Annotated in this window: 14 protein-coding genes; 4 read left to right on the top strand and 10 right to left on the bottom strand. The window is 69.1% G+C overall.

What is annotated here, in order from left to right; translation table 11 throughout:
* Positions 1–45: 45 nt before the first annotated feature.
* From FE633_RS18240 to FE633_RS18265, 6 genes are all read right to left on the bottom strand, one after another.
* Positions 46–1704, bottom strand: a complete 1659-nt coding sequence (locus FE633_RS18240) for an AMP-binding protein (RefSeq protein WP_138046229.1) — start codon at positions 1702–1704, stop codon at positions 46–48.
* Positions 1705–1812: 108 nt separating this feature from the next.
* The gene (locus tag FE633_RS18245) at positions 1813–2277 is read right to left on the bottom strand and encodes a DUF3592 domain-containing protein (RefSeq protein WP_138046230.1); all 465 of its coding nucleotides are present in this window, start codon (positions 2275–2277) and stop codon (positions 1813–1815) included.
* Between the two features lie 129 nt (positions 2278–2406).
* Positions 2407–3009 carry a lytic polysaccharide monooxygenase auxiliary activity family 9 protein gene (locus FE633_RS18250; RefSeq protein WP_138046231.1) on the bottom strand — a complete coding sequence of 201 codons (603 nt, stop codon included), beginning with the start codon at positions 3007–3009 and terminating at the stop codon, positions 2407–2409.
* Positions 3010–3104: 95 nt separating this feature from the next.
* On the bottom strand, positions 3105–3806 hold the full coding sequence (locus FE633_RS18255) for a nucleoside/nucleotide kinase family protein (RefSeq protein ID WP_138046232.1): 702 nt from the start codon (positions 3804–3806) through the stop codon (positions 3105–3107).
* Positions 3793–5142 carry an SPFH domain-containing protein gene (locus FE633_RS18260; RefSeq protein ID WP_246113684.1) on the bottom strand — a complete coding sequence of 450 codons (1350 nt, stop codon included), beginning with the start codon at positions 5140–5142 and terminating at the stop codon, positions 3793–3795. The genes FE633_RS18255 and FE633_RS18260 overlap by 14 nt, the downstream gene beginning before the upstream one ends.
* Positions 5143–5422: 280 nt before the next feature.
* A complete protein-coding gene (locus FE633_RS18265) occupies positions 5423–6787 on the bottom strand; it encodes a peptidoglycan-binding protein (protein WP_138046233.1) in 1365 nt (454 codons plus the stop codon).
* 203 nt (positions 6788–6990) lie between these two features.
* Between FE633_RS18265 and FE633_RS18270 the strand changes: the two genes are divergently transcribed.
* The 3 genes from FE633_RS18270 (at position 6991) to glxA (ending at position 11907) form a co-directional block, all read left to right on the top strand.
* Positions 6991–7692, top strand: coding sequence for a FadR/GntR family transcriptional regulator (locus FE633_RS18270; protein ID WP_138046234.1), 702 nt, complete (start codon positions 6991–6993; stop codon positions 7690–7692).
* A gap of 331 nt (positions 7693–8023) precedes the next feature.
* Positions 8024–9973 (top strand): glycosyltransferase family 2 protein, encoded by a 1950-nt coding sequence (locus FE633_RS18275; protein ID WP_138046235.1) that lies wholly within the window; start codon positions 8024–8026, stop codon positions 9971–9973.
* A complete protein-coding gene (glxA, locus tag FE633_RS18280; RefSeq protein ID WP_138046236.1) occupies positions 9970–11907 on the top strand; it encodes a radical copper oxidase GlxA in 1938 nt (645 codons plus the stop codon). Before FE633_RS18275 ends, glxA begins: the two co-directional genes overlap by 4 nt.
* 77 nt (positions 11908–11984) lie before the next feature.
* Here glxA and FE633_RS18285 read toward each other — a convergent pair whose 3' ends face one another.
* Positions 11985–13001 (bottom strand): glycoside hydrolase family 6 protein, encoded by a 1017-nt coding sequence (locus FE633_RS18285; RefSeq protein ID WP_138046237.1) that lies wholly within the window; start codon positions 12999–13001, stop codon positions 11985–11987.
* A gap of 168 nt (positions 13002–13169) precedes the next feature.
* On the opposite strand from FE633_RS18285, the gene FE633_RS18290 reads away from it, so the two are divergent.
* On the top strand, positions 13170–13934 hold the full coding sequence (locus tag FE633_RS18290) for a GAF and ANTAR domain-containing protein (RefSeq protein WP_138046238.1): 765 nt from the start codon (positions 13170–13172) through the stop codon (positions 13932–13934).
* Positions 13935–13947: 13 nt separating this feature from the next.
* Here the strand turns inward: FE633_RS18290 and FE633_RS18295 are convergent, their stop codons facing one another.
* From FE633_RS18295 to FE633_RS18305, 3 genes are all read right to left on the bottom strand, one after another.
* Positions 13948–14619: a class F sortase gene (locus tag FE633_RS18295; RefSeq protein WP_138046239.1), complete on the bottom strand. Its 672-nt coding sequence runs from the start codon at positions 14617–14619 to the stop codon at positions 13948–13950.
* A 6-nt stretch (positions 14620–14625) separates the two neighbouring features.
* On the bottom strand, positions 14626–15288 hold the full coding sequence (locus FE633_RS18300; RefSeq protein WP_138046240.1) for a hypothetical protein: 663 nt from the start codon (positions 15286–15288) through the stop codon (positions 14626–14628).
* A 120-nt stretch (positions 15289–15408) separates the two neighbouring features.
* A complete protein-coding gene (locus tag FE633_RS18305) occupies positions 15409–16188 on the bottom strand; it encodes an HAD-IIA family hydrolase (protein WP_138046241.1) in 780 nt (259 codons plus the stop codon).
* Positions 16189–16359: the final 171 nt, after the last annotated feature.

Raw genomic sequence — 16359 nt, forward strand, 5'->3', positions numbered from 1 at the left:
GGGGCTTCGCCACCCACACCCCCTGCGCTGCAGTGAGCCTCGCTGCTACCTGGCCAGCAGCTCCTCCCGCCCCCGAGCCCGGTACTCGGCCTCCAGCCCCGCCACGTCCTCCGCGCCCAGCCGCCGGTACGTGGTCTCCCCGGGCGGCCGCCACCACACCGGATCCGTGCACCGGAACCCCTCCCGCCGCAGGCCGACCCGGTGGATCTTGTTGGTGGCCGTGATGGGCATGCGCTCGACGACCCGAACGAACCGGGGCGCCATCTTCGTCCCCAGGTCGGCCTGCGCCAGCAGGAACGCGTCGAACCGCGCCGGATCGAAGACGGCCCCGTCCCGCAGCGCCAGCGTGGCCATCACCTGATCACCGGCCACCGGGTCCGGCACCGCGTACACCGCCACGGCGGCGGCGTCCCCGTACCGGGCGAGGATGTTCTCGATCATCGCCGCGGCCAGGTTCTCGCTGTCGACCCGCAGCCGGTCGTCCGTCCGCCCCGCGAAGTACAGAAACCCGTCGGCGTCCCGGAAGAAGAGATCCCCGGTCCAGTACCAGCCGTCCCGCTCCCGCGCCCGCTCCGCCTCCGGATTGCGCCAGTAGCCCTCGAAGGGGCTGGGCGCGCGGTTCACCAGTTCCCCTATCGCGTCCCGCCCGTTCAGCAGCCGTCCGTCCGACCCGAGGACGGCCGGCGGGCACTGCGCCCCGCTCATCGGATCGACCACGGCAAGGTCGTTCCCGGGTGCCGCCCGCCCGATCGCCCCCGCCGGTGTACCGGGAGTCCGCTGAATGGCGGCACCGCCCTCGGACGACCCGTACCCCTCCACCAGCCGCACCCCGAACCGCTCCTCGAACGCGGCCGCGTCCACCGCTCCCGCCTCCGTCCCGAAGCCCGTCCGCAGCGGGTTGTCGCGGTCGTCCGCGCGGGCGGGCGTGGCCAGGATGTACTGCACGGCCCGCCCCACATACGTGAAGTACGTGGCCCCGAAGGCCCGTACGTCCCCCAGGAATCCCGAGGCCGAGAACCGTCGCCGCAGCGCGACGCCCGCGCCCGCCGCGAGCGCGGGAGCCCAGTCCGCGAGCACCGCGTTGCCGTGGAACATCGGCATGCAGACGTAGTGCACGTCGTCCGCGCGTACCCCGAAGTGGTCCACCAGCGACCACCCGGCCGCCGCGAGCCGCCCCTGCGAGCAGATCGCCGCCTTGGGCGCACCGGTCGAGCCGGAGGTGAAGTACAGCAGAAGGCGGCTGCCGGGAGTGGCCTTCGAGGGGTCCGGCCGCGCGCCCTCGTACGGCGCGAGGAGTTCCTCGTACGCCTTCGTGTCGGTCACCAGCAGCCGTACGCCCGGGAGTTCGAGCCCGTCGAGCAGGGGCAGATGGGCGCGTTCGGTGACCAGGACGCGGCATTCGGTGTGCAGGATGTCGCGGGCCAGTTCGGGGCCGCGCCGGGTCGGGTTGATGCCGGCGACCGCGGCCCCGGCCAGCGCCGCCCCGCTCAACCACAGGGGATATTCAGGGGTGTTGTCGAGCAGGACGCCGAGGTGCGGCTCCGCGCCGGGCGGCAGCAGGTCCGCCAGCAGCGCCGCCCGCGCCGCCGCACCCGCCGCCACCTGGTGGTGGGTCAGCACCCGCTCCTCGAACCACAGCCCCGGCCGGTGATCACCCCACTGCTCCTGCACGAGTTCCGCGACGGTGCACCTCTTGGACCCCATGGGCGCACCATAATTGACGATGCGTCAGATAGGGAGGTCCGGGAGGACCGAGTCAGCAGCGGCGGGTCAGTAGGAGCGAGTCTGGAGTAGCGGGTCAGGAGTAGCGGGTCAGGAGGCGAGCGCCACGAAAACGACGAGGACGACGGCGATGAAGACGACGCAGAAGGCGATGACCACACCGAAGCACCCCACCGTCAGGCCCGTGCCCACGGAGAGCCTCCCTCGGCTCGGGGCGTGGGCCGTTGCTCGCTCCGGCTGGTCGGCGGTGTAGTACACGAGTGCGAGATCGCCCTCGACCCTGGTGGAAGGCCCGTTCACCTCGTCGAAGCGGATGACGCGGCCGTCCCACGTCATGAACTCGTATACATGGTGCAGCCTCGTACTCACAGAGGTGTTTCCGCCGCCGCCACTGGTCGTCGTGTACGTCCGCAGACAGCGCGCCTGGGCCGTCAGACCGCTGGTCCAGGCCCGCCTGACCTCGCGCGTACGGCCGATCACCTTGACCATGGAGAACACCACGAGGGCAAGGATCAGTACCGGCACCAGCAGCAGGAACAGCACGAAGAATTCCATCTCGTTCCCCCGTCGTTCGGTTCCACGCACACCACCTCGCCGATCGCGAAGGGTGGCGTGCGTGGAACCTACCCGCGAGGGGTGCCGAAGATCCTCAAGGGACGCTCAGAGCTGCCAGCCCCGAAGGCTTCAGAACGTGACGTCCGAGCATGCGTAGAACGCGTTGCCCGTGTCGGCGATCGTCCACACCGCGAGGATGACGTGGTGCCCGCTCTTGCCCGACGGCAGGGTGCCGCTGTGCGAGAGCGTCGCGGGCGGCTGACCGCTGTAGGGGACGGTCAGAAACGGCGTGGTGTTCAGGGCCGCCCGGGTGAGCGGGGCGTTCTGGTTCCAGCCGTTCTTGGTGACGTAGTACCTGAAGTCGGTCGTGGAGTGCCGCGCCGTGAACTGCCAGCGGAAGGTGTACCTCTGGCCGCCGGTGACCTTGGTGGTGGGCCAGGCGCCGCCGGACGGGGTCTTCGGCTGGTCGAGTGAGCCGAAGTTGCTGTGGCCCGCGGAACAGATCGTGCCGTCCGCGGGTCCGGCCGACGGGAAGCCCTTGGGGCCCTCGACGCTCTGGGGCTCCCACTGGATGGCGCCGCAGTTGGTCACGGTGCCGTTCTGGCAGAGCTTCTGCCGGCTGATGGGGAGGTCGGTGTAGCCGTGGCCGCTGGCGCCGCCGCTGGAGAGCACCAACGCTCCCGTGGTGGCGAGGCCGACCACGGCCGCGTACCACTTGGTCTTCTTTCGCATGCTGCCGCTCCTGAGAACGTGGGGAAGTTCCGTGAGCTGTGCGTGCGCATCGCGATGCGGTGAGCCTGTGATTCAGGTCTAGACCAAGCTTCAGATTATTGCGGCCCCTTGAACATGTCCATACCAATCGCGGGGATGTCCGTCCCCGCTGTGGGGATGTCCGTCCCCACCGTGGAGACGAGCCGGTGGCAGCGGTCCCGCGACTTCTCCACGAGCTCCCCGTTCGGGTCGTCGTTCGTCGCGACCCAGTCCCGCGCCGCCTCCTCGGTCCGTCCGCCCGCCAACTGCCGCTCCACCAGCCGCGTGTGGCGTACGTCCCCGGGCGCCTCCACGTACCAGCACTCCGCCATGAGCGCGTACGCGTCCCGCCAGCCCGGCAGATCGCAGGCGAGGTAGTTCCCCTCGGTGACCACCAGCCGGGCGGCGGGCGGCACCAGGTGCCGTGCGGCGACGGGCTCGTCGATGGTGCGGTCGTAGTCCGGTACGTAGATGTCGGCGCCGGTGTCCGTCAGGACCCGGCGCAGCAGCGCGACGTATCCCCGTACGTCGAAGCTGGGTTCCGATCCCTTGCGGGAGGTCAGGCCCAGCCTCTCCAACTGGCGGTTGGAGAGGTGGAACCCGTCGAGCGGAAGATAGGCGGCCTGTTCGCCGATCTGCGCGACCAGGGCGCGGGCGAGGGTCGACTTGCCGGCGCCGGGCGGGCCAGCGAGGCCCACCACGGCGCGCGGCACGTGGGCGGTCAGTTTCCAGGCGTCGGCGGCGAGCCTGGTCAGTGGGCGACGGTCAGCGATCTCCATGCCCTGTATAGAACGCCACTGTCAGGTCCTTCACCAGGGCCTTGCGCTCGTATTCGTCGAGCTCGACGAGCCCGCGCGTCGTCAGCTGCGTCACCGTGTCCTCCACGGAGTCGACGACGGAGCTGAGGAACCTGTCGCGGTACTTGGCGTCCAGCGCCGCGATCCGGCGGCGCTGGATCCCGGGCGCGACCTCGGGGGCGTACTCGATCTGGGCCGGCTGCGCCGAGAACACCTCCAGCCCGATCGCCGCCGCGTCCGCGGCCACGATCCGGGTCAGCGCGTCGCCGACGGCCTCGACGTCCTTGGCCGCGGACACGCCGGCCATGTCGGCCGGCAACTGCCCGAGCACCCGGCTGAGCCCCGCCTCCACGCATTCCTGCAGGTACCGCTCGTGATCCTCGACCCCGAGCACGGCACGAGCGGTGTCCTCGACCCGCCACACGACGAGCACGACGACGCGCAGAGAGATCCCGTTCGCGTCGACCGCGGCCATCGGCTCGCTGCGCCAGTGCCGCAGCCGCACATCGATCCGGCGGCGCATCAGGAACGGGTTCACCCACATGAGCCCGGTACGCCGAATCGTGCCCCGGTAGCGCCCGAAGAGGTCGAGCACCCAGCCTCGTTCGCTCCTCCCGCGCGACAGCCCGGCGAACCCGAAGAGCCCCAGCACCGCGGCACCGACGAGCGTCGCCAACTGCGGGATACCGGGCTCGGCACCAGCGAGCACGGGCAGACCCATCGCTTGCAGCGCCTCCGGCGGTACCAGACCCGCCCACCAGGCCGAGACGGCGGACCCGGCCACCCCGGCGCCACCGGCCAGCGCACCGACCGCTCCGGGCAGCACACGCGCCGGATACTCGGCGAGGTCGGGGTCGACGACCGGCACGGGCCGCGGTGTCACCGGCGTTCGCCAGGCCATACGCGGCTGCTCACCGGTACCGCGCCGCCGCCCGATCACGGAGGCGCCGGCCGGCATGGAGACGGGCTCGGGCTCGTCCCGGAACAACTGGTGAACCGGAATCTCTATGGTCACCTCGTTGTGAATGAGCCGAGCACCCCTGGTCCCGGCCTCGGGAGAGCAGTCGGACGGCCGGGGCCCTTCAGGCCCTTGCCCACCCTGCTCGCCCTGCTCGTTCTTGCCGCTCTGCTCGACCGGGCCGCTCTGCTCGACCGGGCCGGCCTGCTCGACCGGGCCGACCGGACCGGCTTGCTCGCCGTGCCCGGCTTGCTCGCCATACCGAGATCGCTCGCCCTGTTCGTACTGGTCGTACAGCTCGGATTGCCGGGACTGCTGGGATTGTTGGGACTGTTGGGACTGCGAAGTAGTCGTGCCCATCCGTACCTCCATACCTCCGCGCTAGGAAGAACCGTGGTGAGCCCGCGCAAAGAACGCGGAGCGAACCAGTGAGGAAAAACCGTCGGGAAAGCCGCGGTAAGCCGTCGGCCAGCCGTCGGTGAGCCGCCGGTCAGCAGTCAGTAAGCCGCCGGCCGACCGTCAGTGAGCCGCCGTTCGGCCCGCCAGTGGGCCGCCGGTCAGCAGTGAGTGAGCCGCCGGTCAGCCGCCAGTGGGCCGCCGGTCAGCAGTCGGTAAGTCGTCGGTGTTCGTCCGGTAACCGTCAGGAGAAGAGCCGCCGCCAGGTCTCGGGCCCCGGATAGCCGTCCGCCGCCCCGCCCCGCCAGCCCTGCGAGCGCTGGAAAGCCTCGACGTTGCGCCGGTCGGCCTCGCTCCAGCGCGGTCCGGGACCGCTCGTGTAGTACTTGCCGAAACCTTTCTTCACGAGCTGCCGACCGAGTTGGGTGACGTACGCGTTGTTCGCACCGGGACGGAACAGGCTCCGGCCCGGATAACCGGGAACGCCGTGCGAGGCGACGCCCCCGGCGGGAGGCAAGGGCTTCCCGGTGCTCCCGGTGCTCCCGGCACCACCGGGTTTCCCGGCACTCCCCGCGCTCCCGGCCCTGATGTCCTTGCCCTTCCCGTTCACCAGGTACGACCACGTCGTCGGCCCCGGCAGCCCGTCCGCGTCGGCCCCCCTCCAGCCCTGAGCCAGCTGGAACGCCCGGGTGGCCCGCCGGTCCGCGTCGGTCCAGCGCGGGCCCGGCCCCGAGGTGTAGTAGGGACCGGCTCCCCGCTTGACCAGCATCCGGCCCAGCTGGGTGACGTACGCGTTGTTCGCGCCGGGACCGAAGGCGGCCCGGCCGGGATAGGCCCGCGCGGACGGAGACGAAGCACCGGGACTCGCACCGCCCGTCCCCGCCGCCCGCAACCCCTTGTAGCGGTAGGCCACATAGCGGTTCGACTGGCTCCAGTAGGCGAACGGAGTGGCCTGCCCGCGGGCGCGCGGGCGGACCTCCTCGTACGCGAGGTAATGGGTCTGCGTGTAGTCCGTCCAACCGCCGAAAATCACGACGTGCGAGCCTTTCTGGGGGTCCGCCGGATTGTGGAACAGCAGAATGTCGCCGGGCTGGAGCTGGCTCCGGGAAATGCGGACGCCGTACTGTGCGAGGCTGCCCGTCCATTCGTTCGCGCCCAGATTCCAGGCCATCGAGACAAAGCCCGAGCAGTCCTGTCGGTAACCGTCGGACCAGTACGCCCTTATGTTGTACGGCACCTTCGCGGCGACCCATTTCTTCGCCCGGTTGATGATCTCGGCCCGCGTCGTCAGAGGCGCCTTGGCCGTTGCCGCGGCACCCGCGGGCCCGTGCAGCGGGGCCTTGCTGCCCTGCGGGGTGTCGGGCTCCTCATCTGCGACGACGCCGGGGAGCAGCGGTGCGTGCGCGGCGGTGACGGCGACGGCCGGCACCGCCTGCCCGGCACCGAGCGCCGTGCCCGCCACGGCCGCGACGACGAGCGCCCGGTGGGCGGCCGGGTGCCCACCGAACGAACCGGGCAGGGAATGCGGCCTGACACGTCGCCAGTGCACACATCCAGGGCAGTCGCAGTCACTCGCGGGATCGAATTCCTCGAATGCCGGAGCAGCCATGCGAAACCCCTCAAACTCCACGTGGAAATGTCCGCGCTTCTGCACGACCGTCAGTTTCTCAACGCTCCTCGCGCGTCGCATGTTGACGGTCCGAACGATGTACGCGGCCCTCGCGCCCCCCCCACGCCCCCGCGGCACGCGTCGGGAGCGGCAACCCGCGAACGCCCGGTCCCAGGCGCCCCGCCCCCCGATACCCTCTCGCCATGGCGCGCGACCTGCAGGAACGGATCAAGAAGCTCATCATCGACCGTCGGCTGCCTTCGGGGGCGACCCTGCCGACCGAGCCCGAGCTGATGGAGCTCCTGGGCGTCAGCCGGAACTCCGTGCGCGAGGCGCTGAAGGCGCTCCAGGCGATGGGCATCGTCGAGATCCGCCACGGCTTCGGGACCTACGTCGGGCCGATGTCGATGGCGCCGATGATCGAGGGCCTCGCCTTCCGTACGGTCGCCGGGCACTACCGCGGCGAGGACAGCCTGCTTCAGCTTCTGGAGCTGCGCGAGGCCGTCGAGACCGGCCTCATCTCCCGGCTCGCGGGACGTGTCCCCGAGGACGATCTCGCCGAACTGGACGCGCTGGTCGACCGCATGGACGCGGAGGCCGCCGCCGGCACCGGTCTCGCCGAGACCGACCGCGCCTTTCACGCCACCCTCTACCGCGGCCTCGGCAACCTCCTCCTGAGCGAGGTCCTGGAGGCGTTCTGGGACGCCTTTCACCGTGTACGCACGGACCTCGTGGAGCTGCCCCAGGATCCGAAGGTCACCTGTCGGCAGCACCGGGAGATTCTCGACGCGGTGCGTTCCGGGGATGCGGTACGAGCGGAAGAGTCGATACGAGAACACTTCGGTCACATCCGTACACGAGTGACCGCAACGGCAGCAAACGAGACCAACAGGCGTCCCAATTAGCGCGAATGACCGGTAAACACCGCGTTTCGCATCTTGCGATCATGCCGAACGCCGTAGAACCCTGAACCCTGGATTATGAAGAGCTGCGGTGACACCGCAGTTGGGGGCTTGGAACCGGTTGCGGGATCGAGACGGGGATGGGGGCCCCGTTCATGAAGCGATGCCGAGTGGAAGCATCATGCAACCGGAAGGGTGCTGTCCCATGTCTATAGAGTGTGGGGGATGTGGTGGCGGGGGCCCACAGTTGATACGCCTGTGAAGGTCGAGGGGGACGCTGAGCGGGCGAACGGAACAACGAGCACGCGTGCTTTGCGTGTGGGGGGAATGACTCATGACGTCGACGCCGACGGGCGCCCGGCACAACTCCGACGCGTCTCAGACGACCCAGCTCAGGGTGCCGTCACACCGGACGGGCAGCTTCCGCAGAATCAAGAAGGCACTGCCGAGATACGACTACGAGCACTACAGCCGGCTCGCGGGTCCGCTCACCCAGCCCGACCCGACCAAGCCGTACAAGGTGCAGTACCGTTCGCTGCTCTCGCAGGAGCCGCACCGCCTGCGTGCGGCGCTCATGCTGGGCGCGGCACCGCTGCTCTCGCTCGTGCTGCTCGGCTGGCTGCTCCAGCCCGAGCACTGGACCGAGCGCGACTACGTGCCCAACGCCTACCTCGAGTACCTCGACATCGTCATGCTCGTCTCGATCGGTCTGATCGAGTTCTTCCGCTGCATGAACGTGCTGTCGAACGCGCACGCCACGCTGGTCGCCCGCGATCCCATCCCGGTGGTGCCCGAGACCGGCACCAGAGTGGCCTTCCTCACCTCCTTCGTGCCCGGCAAGGAGCCGTTGGAGATGGTGACGAAGACCCTGGAAGCCGCGGTGAAGATCCGCCACCGCGGCCTCATGCATGTCTGGCTGCTGGACGAGGGCGACGACCCCGAGGTGAAGGCGGTCTGCGAGCGCCTGGGCGTGCACCACTTCTCCCGCAAGGGCGTCGCGAAGTGGAACAAGGCCAAGGGCCCGCACCGCGCCAAGACCAAGCACGGCAACTACAACGCCTGGCTGGACGCGCACGGCGACAACTACGACTACTTCGCCTCCGTCGACACCGACCACGTCCCGCTGCCCAACTACCTGGAGCGGATGCTCGGTTTCTTCCGTGACCCGAACGTCGGCTTCGTGATCGGCCCGCAGGTCTACGGCAACTACGACAACCCCATCACCAAGGCCGCCGAGTCGCAGCAGTTCCTCTTCCACGCCCTGATCCAGCGGGCCGGAAACGCCTATGGCGCACCGATGTTCGTGGGCACCTCCAACGCCGTACGCATCAAGGCGCTGAAGCAGATCGGCGGTCTGTACGACTCGATCACCGAGGACATGGCGACGGGCTTCGAGATCCACCGCCACAAGAACCCGGCGACGGGCAAGAAGTGGCGCTCGGTCTACACACCGGACGTGCTCGCGGTCGGCGAGGGCCCGAACGCCTGGACGGACTTCTTCACCCAGCAGATGCGCTGGTCGCGGGGTACCTACGAGACGATCCTCAAGCAGTACTGGAAGGGCTGGTACTCGCTGCCGCCGAGCAAGCTCTTCAACTACACGATGATGATCATCTTCTACCCGATGTCGGCCCTCAACTGGCTTCTGGCGGCGCTGAGTTGTGCGCTGTTCCTGGGCCTGGGTGCCTCGGGTGTGAACATCGACCCGGCGATCTGGCTGATGCTGTACGGCAACGCGTCCGCCCTCCAGATCGGTCTCTACGTCTGGAACCGCCGCCACAACGTCTCGCCGCACGAGCCGGAGGGCTCCGGCGGTGTGGCCGGCATGATCATGTCCGCACTGTCGGCGCCGCTCTACGCGAAGGCGCTGATCGATTCCGTACTGCGCCGCAAGAGCAAGTTCGTGGTCACCCCCAAGGGCGATTCGGCAAGCCCGGACACGTGGTTCGGGACCTTCCGGTACCACTGGTACTTCATCCTGATCTTCGGCGGCTCGATCGGCGCCGGCTTCTACTTCGGCCACTCCCACCCGGCGATGATCATCTGGGCGACGTTCGCGATGCTGATCACCGCGTCACCGATCTTCGCGTGGCGCTGGATGATGCGGCAGGAGCGGAAGAAGCCGCCGGCCCCGGCGGAGCCGCAGGACGCCGTGACCCCACCACAGCCGCTGCCCGCCCAGCACGCGCCGCGCCATGCGCCGCAGCACAAGCCCAGCTGGGCGGCCTCGAACGGGGGAAATGACCAGACCATGCAGATCGCCCTTGGGGGACGCAAGAAATGAAAGACCGTTCCAGCCACCGCCGTGCCCGTCGCATCGCGATAGGCGCGGCGGTGGTACTAGCGCTGGCCGGGATGAACGGACCGGCGCTCTACCGCTTCGGGTCGGAGAAGTACCACGAGTACGCGATCAACCGGCCCGAGTACAAGGCGGAGAACGGCAGGTGGGAGATAGTCGAGTTCCCCGAGGAGTACCGGCTGAACACCATTCACGCCGCGCTCCTGCACACCGGCAAGATCCTGCTGATCGCTGGCTCGGGCAACAACCAGGACAACTTCGACGCGAAGAAGTTCGACACCCGCGTCTGGGACCCGGTCAAGAAGACGATCAAGAAGGTCCCCACGCCGGCCGACCTGTTCTGCACGGGCCATACGCAGCTGCCCAACGGCAATCTGCTGATCGCGGGCGGCACCAAGCGGTACGAGAAGCTGAAGGGTGACGTCACCAAGGCCGGCGGCCTGATGATCGTGCACAACGAGAACCCGGACAAGCCGATCACGCTGCCCGCCGGCACCAAGTTCACCGGCAAGGAGAACGGCAAGACGTTCGTGTCGAAGGACCCGGTCGTCATCGAGCGGGCCGAGAAGAAGTTCGACCCGGCGACCGGCAAGTTCCTGCGCAATGAACCGGGCCTGGGCCGCATCTACGTGGAGGCACAGCGGAGCGGCAAGAAGTACGAGACGGGCACCGAGGACAACTACCGCATCCAGGGCCTGTCCGGCGCGGCCGCCCGCAACACGTACGGCATCGCGCAGAAGCTCGCCCTCGACAAGAAGGACTTCCAGGGCATCCGCGACGCCTACGAGTTCGACCCGGTCGCCGAGAAGTACATCAAGGTCGACCCCATGAAGGAGGCGCGCTGGTACCCGACCCTGACGACCCTGTCCGACGGCAAGATCCTCAGCGTCTCCGGCCTGGACGACATCGGCCAGCTGGTGCCGGGCAAGAACGAGGTCTTCGATCCGAAGACCAAGAAGTGGACGTACACGAAGAAGCTCCGTCAGTTCCCGACGTACCCGGCGCTGTTCCCGATGCTGAACGGCAAGATCTTCTACTCGGGTTCGAACGCGGGCTACGGCCCGGACGACGTGGGCCGCGAACCCGGCGTCTGGGACGTGGAGTCCAACAAGTTCACCAAGCTGAAGGGCCTGAGCGACCCGAAGCTGATGGAGACCTCCGGCACGGTGCTGCTGCCGCCCGCGCAGGACGAGAAGTACATGGTGATCGGCGGCGGCGGGGTCGGCGAGTCGGACCAGTCCAGCGAGAAGACCCGCGTCATCGATCTGCTGGCCGACAACCCGAAGTTCACGGACGGCCCGTCCCTGGAGAAGGGCACCCGCTACCCGCAGGCCTCGGTCCTGCCCGACGACACCGTGCTGATCTCCGGCGGCTCCGAGGACTACCGCGGCCGCGGTGACTCCAACATCCTCCAGGCGCGGATGTACGACGCGAAGACCGGCAAGATGAAGCGGGTCGCCGATCCGCTCGTGGGCCGCAACTACCACTCCGGCTCGATCCTGCTGCCCGACGGCCGGCTGATGTTCTTCGGCTCGGACTCGCTCTACTCGGACAAGGCCAACACCAAGCCCGGCAAGTTCGAGCAGCGCATCGAGATCTACACGCCGCCGTATCTCTACGGGGACTCGCAGCCCACGCTGTCCGGCGGCCCCAAGACCGTCAAGCGCGGCGCGTCGGCGACGTTCACCTCGCAGCACGCCGCAGCCATCAAGACGGCACGGCTGATGCGCCCGAGCGCCTCTACGCACGTCACCGACGTCGACCAGAAGTCCATCGCCCTGGACCTCAAGAAGACGGAGGACGGCGTCACGGTGACGATCCCGAAGAGCCGGAACCTCGTCCCCTCGGGCTGGTACATGCTGTTCGTGACGGACGAACAGGGCACGCCGAGCAAGGCGCAGTGGATCAAGGTTCCGTAGCGCTCCGCTTGGTTCGCTGACGCCCCTAAAAAGGTGGGCCCCCGCGCTGTGCGCGGGGGCCCACCTTTTTCCTGGTGTCAGCCGGAGGCCTTCGCCAGTTTCAGTGCGTACTCAGGCCACCACTCGCCCGCCTTCGGGCCGCCCTTGCAGGTGCCGTCGGACTCGCCGGGGCGCTTGACCCACAGATAAGCGTCGATCAGGTCGTCGCCGGTCTTCGTCGTGGGTGTCTCGCCGAGCGCGCGGCCCGGCGGGTTGCACCAGTTCTCCTTCGGATCGCCTTTCGTGTACGGCCCGTTGCCGTTGCGGCTGGTGTCGATCACGAAGGGCTTGTTGCCGACCTTCGCCGACAGTTCCTGGCCGTACTTCTTGCTGTCCGCCGTCGTATAGAAGTTGGAGACGTTGACCGAGAAGCCGTCGGCCTGGTCGACGCCCGCCCACTGCAGCGGCTCGAAGATCTGGTCCGGTTTGCCCCAGCCCGCGTTGCCCGCGTCGAGGTAGACCTTCGTGTTCTTCAGCGACTTGAACTTCTCGATGGCCCCCTTGAGGAGGTCGTAACGCTCCTCGTGGAACTCCTCGGGCGTGCAGCCGTCCACCATGTGCAGGACGGCGTCCGGCTCCAGGATCACCGTGGCGCCTCGGTCGCCGATGCCCTTGGCCACCTTGTCGATGAAGGCCCGGTACTCGTTGCCGTCCGCGGCGCCGCCGCCCGAGAACTGACCGCAGTCGCGGTGCGGAATGTTGTAGACGACCAGCAGCGCGTCCCGGTCGGCCTTCGCGGCGGCCTCGGTGAAGCCGCGGGCCTCCTTCTCGGCGTTCTCCGGAGTGAGCCACTCGCCTACGGGCTGCTCCGCGATCTTGCGTATCAGCTCGGCGTCGTCGTCCTTGCCGTCCTTCTCGTACGTGGTCACCTGCTCGGCCGCGTTCCCGTCCGGGTTGACCCAGTACGGGTCTTTGCTCTTGGGCTGCTGGCTGACCTTGCCGGCCGACTCCTCCGGGTCACCGTCGCCCCCCGACGACGAACACCCCGTGAACAGCAGCACCGCTCCGGCCACCGCCACGCACGCTCTGGCCCCGGCCCCCCTGCTCCCGTACATCCAACTCCCCCCATGGGCGCACTGTCCGAAGCACCAATCCTGACATACGTGTCGCCACGCCCACGCCTGCGGTCGAACCTTGTCGGGCAGCTGTTACAGCCTTCCGCGGGAAGGGTAGGCGCCGGACGGACGGGGGCGTGCCGACGCAGGCCTTGGGGAGGGCTCGACATGCACCACCGCATCCGGGAGACCCGGCTGGGGGCGGCCCTGCTCGAAGCCGCGGACACCCTGTCCGAGGCATTCGACACCGGGCTGTATCTGCAACGGCTGTCGGACCACTGCGTGGACCTCCTGGGTGCCTCGGCCGCCGGCATCATGCTGATCGAGGGCGGCGAGACCGTGTCGTTGGGTGTGAGCAGCCGCCAACAGCGGCTCGCCCAGGACCTGTTGGAGGTCCAGCACCACAGCGGTCCCTGCCTGGACAGCTATGGCACCGGTCAGCCGGTCCCGCCGATCGCGATCCTCGCGGCGCACGCGTCCTCCCGCTGGCCCGACTTCACGCAGCAGGCGCTGCGCTACGACATCGACACCACGTTCGCGGTGCCCCTGCGCCGGAACGGGACACGGCTCGGCGCACTCAACGTCTTCGTCCCCGCCGACGGCGAACATCCGGCGCCCGACCGGGAGTCGGGACTGCGCCTCGCGCAGGTCCTGGCCGACGCGGCCGCCGTCGGGCTGACCAACCACCGTACGGTCGCGCGGCACCGCACCCTGACGAGCCAGTTGCAACAGGCCCTCTCCAGCCGCGTCCGTATCGAGCAGGCGAAGGGCATGCTCGCGGAGCGCTGGCGGACCGGCGCCGACGAAACGTTCACGGCGCTGCGCCAGTACGCGCGCCGCCACCGACTGCCCCTCCACGACGTGGCGACGACGGTGATCGAGGGCACGGAGGACGCCGAGGGGCTGGCGCGCGAGCGCCCGGCACCCTCTTAGCCGGCCGCGGGGCTCACGCCCTCGTCCCCGTGAGGTAGGCGGAGACGACCACGTTCGCCGTATAGCCGCGGCCTGCCCCGTCGAACGTGCCCCCGCAGGTGATCAGTCGCAGCTCCGCACGCCCGGACTGCCGTACCCCGTATGCCTTCCGTGCGTCGAAGCGATCCCGGGCGAAGACCTGTACGTCATCCACGGTGAACTCGGCCACCGTGCCGTCGTCCCGGATCACACGGACCGTCGCACCGGGCCGCACCTCGCTGAGGTGGTAGAAGACCGCGGGCCGTGTCTCGGTGTCCACATGGCCCACCAGCAGCGCGGCCCCCTCGGCGCCGGGCTCCGCACCGGCCCCGTACCAGCCCACGGCTCCCGCGTTGCTGTAGGACGGCGGATCGATGGCCCCCTGCGGGTCGAGCCCGCGCGCGACCACCGGCGCCCGCACCCCCAGCGAGGGAATGTCCACGCGCTGTGGCCGCGCGTTGCCCAACGGCTGGGCGGCGGGGGGCAGTTCGACCCCCTGGGGACGCCCCACCGCCGCCACGTCCCCCGTGGTCGGCGCGGACGTCCCCGGTCGGATGTCGGTCACCTCACGGCCCCACAGCCACAGCCCGAGCAGCAGCAGTGCCCAAGCCACGCCCATCATCAGGCGGCCGGTGCCGGAGGAACGCTCCCGGTTGGACTCGAACATGGCCGGTCAGTCCGTGCCGCCGCCGCGTCCCCGGCGTGCGCTGCGTACCGCCACGGCCACCGCGGCGACGCCCGCCAGGACCAGGCCGACCACCGCGTGCCAGGTGCCGGGCCCCTCCGACCTGTCCTCGACCGCGGACAGCTGGGCGGTTCCGCCGCCACCCGCGCGCACGGGCGCCATGGGGGACGCGGGCGCCCACACGTCCTCTTCGGGTTCGGTTTCGTGTTCGTTGTCGGGCTCGGGCCTGGGTTCGGGCCTGTGGGTGGGCTTGTGGGTGGGCTCGTGGGTGGGCTCGTGGGTGTGTCTGTCCGGTACGACGGTGATCGTGCCCCTGATCTTGGCCCTCTCCTCGAAGTCACCACAGATGACCTTGACGTCGTACGTGCCGGGGGTGAGCCTCGAGCGGACCCGCGTCTCGCCGAACAGCAGACCGCCCTTCCCGACCAGCTGCGCCGGAGCGACGAATGCCTTCGACTTGGCGGTGGCGGACTTCCCCTCGCAGCCCCGCACCCGCAGCCAGATGTCGGTACCCGGGGTCGGGAACGACGGCGTCACGGAAATGCCCGTGTCGCTCGCGTACGCGGCTGAGGCGGGGAGTGGGAGGGAGACAGGGCCGAGCGCGGTGGCGACCACCGCACCAGCACACAGAGTGAGTCGCAGTGAGCTCATCGTGAACCTCCAGACATCTGGAGACTCCTCCCCGGGGCGTGGCGGCGCATCCGGGGCGAGGGCCTGCTACTCCGTTCGGGTGGATTGCGGGCCCACCCATGCCCATACATTCACAGAGGTTCAGACCCGGTCGACGAGGTCCGCGATCGAGTCCACGACCTTGGACGGACGGTACGGATACCGCTCGATCTCATCGGGCGTGGTCAGCCCCGTCAGCACCAGGAAGGTCTCCATGCCCGCTTCCAGCCCGGCGAGGACGTCGGTGTCCATGCGGTCGCCGATCATCGCGCTCGTCTCGGAGTGCGCGCCGATGGCGTTGAGCCCCGTGCGCATCATCAGCGGGTTCGGCTTCCCCGCGAAGTACGGCTTCTTGCCGGTCGCCTTGGTGATCAGCGCCGCCACGGCGCCGGTGGCGGGCAGCGGGCCCTCTGAGGACGGCCCGGTCTCGTCCGGGTTGGTGCAGATGAACCGGGCCCCGCCGTTGATCAGCCGGACCGCCTTGGTCATGGCCTCGAAGGAGTACGTACGGGTCTCGCCGAGCACCACATAGTCCGGCTCGTGGTCGGTGAGCACGTACCCGATGTCGTGCAGCGCGGTCGTCATGCCCGCCTCACCGATGACGTACGCCGTGCCGCCGGGCCGCTGGTCGTCCAGGAACTTGGCGGTGGCCAGCGCGGACGTCCAGATGTTCTCGACGGGCACGTCCAGGCCCATCCGCTGGAGGCGGGCGTGCAGGTCACGGGCGGTGTATATGGAGTTGTTGGTGAGGACCAGGAAGGGCCTTCCGGAGTCCCTGAGCTTCTTGATGAAGGCGTCGGCGCCGGGAATCGGCACACCCTCGTGAATGAGCACACCGTCCATGTCGGTGAGCCACGATTCGATGGGCTTGCGCTCTGCCATGTGCCGTCTCCTGCCGTACGCGATGCTGCGTGTCTGCGGGTGCCGTGCGGGTGTGGGGGGACGCCGCCACAGCGGTGTGCCGACGTCCACAGCCTAGCCACCGGCCGGATCATGCCGGAGAGGCCGTCGGCCTTGCGATGGAAGGGCGGTCGTCTCTGCGCTGGAGGGGCC

The sequence above is a fragment of the Streptomyces montanus genome (genome assembly GCF_005786655.1).
Classification (GTDB): Bacteria; Actinomycetota; Actinomycetes; order Streptomycetales; family Streptomycetaceae; genus Streptomyces; species Streptomyces sporangiiformans.

Coding starts and splice junctions, on each gene's coding strand:
- FE633_RS18275 (WP_138046235.1), top strand. CDS start 8,024: ATGACGTCGACGCCGACGGGCGCCCGGCACAACTCCGACGCGTCTCAG.
- glxA (WP_138046236.1), top strand. CDS start 9,970: ATGAAAGACCGTTCCAGCCACCGCCGTGCCCGTCGCATCGCGATAGGC.
- FE633_RS18255 (WP_138046232.1), bottom strand. CDS start 3,806: ATGGAGATCGCTGACCGTCGCCCACTGACCAGGCTCGCCGCCGACGCC.
- FE633_RS18260 (WP_246113684.1), bottom strand. CDS start 5,142: ATGGGCACGACTACTTCGCAGTCCCAACAGTCCCAACAATCCCAGCAG.
- FE633_RS18270 (WP_138046234.1), top strand. CDS start 6,991: ATGGCGCGCGACCTGCAGGAACGGATCAAGAAGCTCATCATCGACCGT.
- FE633_RS18240 (WP_138046229.1), bottom strand. CDS start 1,704: ATGGGGTCCAAGAGGTGCACCGTCGCGGAACTCGTGCAGGAGCAGTGG.
- FE633_RS18300 (WP_138046240.1), bottom strand. CDS start 15,288: ATGAGCTCACTGCGACTCACTCTGTGTGCTGGTGCGGTGGTCGCCACC.
- FE633_RS18245 (WP_138046230.1), bottom strand. CDS start 2,277: ATGGAATTCTTCGTGCTGTTCCTGCTGCTGGTGCCGGTACTGATCCTT.
- FE633_RS18265 (WP_138046233.1), bottom strand. CDS start 6,787: ATGGCTGCTCCGGCATTCGAGGAATTCGATCCCGCGAGTGACTGCGAC.
- FE633_RS18295 (WP_138046239.1), bottom strand. CDS start 14,619: ATGTTCGAGTCCAACCGGGAGCGTTCCTCCGGCACCGGCCGCCTGATG.
- FE633_RS18290 (WP_138046238.1), top strand. CDS start 13,170: ATGCACCACCGCATCCGGGAGACCCGGCTGGGGGCGGCCCTGCTCGAA.
- FE633_RS18250 (WP_138046231.1), bottom strand. CDS start 3,009: ATGCGAAAGAAGACCAAGTGGTACGCGGCCGTGGTCGGCCTCGCCACC.
- FE633_RS18285 (WP_138046237.1), bottom strand. CDS start 13,001: ATGTACGGGAGCAGGGGGGCCGGGGCCAGAGCGTGCGTGGCGGTGGCC.
- FE633_RS18305 (WP_138046241.1), bottom strand. CDS start 16,188: ATGGCAGAGCGCAAGCCCATCGAATCGTGGCTCACCGACATGGACGGT.